The sequence below is a fragment of the Streptomyces sp. DH12 genome, assembly GCF_020873895.1.
Classification (GTDB): domain Bacteria; phylum Actinomycetota; class Actinomycetes; order Streptomycetales; family Streptomycetaceae; genus Streptomyces.
In genome coordinates, this window is record NZ_JAHWGT010000837.1 from 1 (window position 1) to 479 (window position 479).

Annotated in this window: 1 protein-coding gene; it reads right to left on the minus strand. The window is 73.1% G+C overall.

All coding sequences use genetic code 11. From position 1 onward, the window contains the following. Nucleotides 1-85: 85 nt before the first annotated feature. On the minus strand, nucleotides 86-479 hold a 394-nt coding region (locus LPA54_RS37340), incomplete at its 5' end, for a hydroxymethylglutaryl-CoA synthase (protein WP_306806621.1).

Consider the following 479-nt stretch of genomic DNA (forward strand, 5'->3'; position numbering starts at 1 on the left):
TGCTGGACGCGCCCGGGCGCGTCCAGCAGGGCGTGCAGCACCCCCCGCGAGCGGCTCAGCGCCACGGGGGCGGCCGGGGCGCCGGTCATCGCGCGGCGCCCTGGCCGAGCCACACGTACTCGCGGTGGTAGTCGCGCACGGCCTCGAGGACCAGGCGGCGTCCGCCGGTGAAGCGCTCCTTGGTGATCTGCGGGAACCGGTCGAGGTCGAAGGTGAAGTCCCGTGCGCCGAACTTGAGCTCGGCGGTGGCGGCGAGGAGTTCGTCGTACTCCTGCATGCTCAGCCGGTAGCGCGCGTCCAGCGCCTCACGGATGCCCATGGCGCGCACGGCGCGCTGGGAGTCGGGGGTGACGACGACGCTGTAGAACTCCGAGGCGCAGCCGGACCCGTAGGAGAAGACGCCGACGCGCCGCTCCCGGTCGACGACCGCGTTGTCGAGGGTGGAGGCGAGGGCGAGGAAGACGGTGCCGGCGTAGATG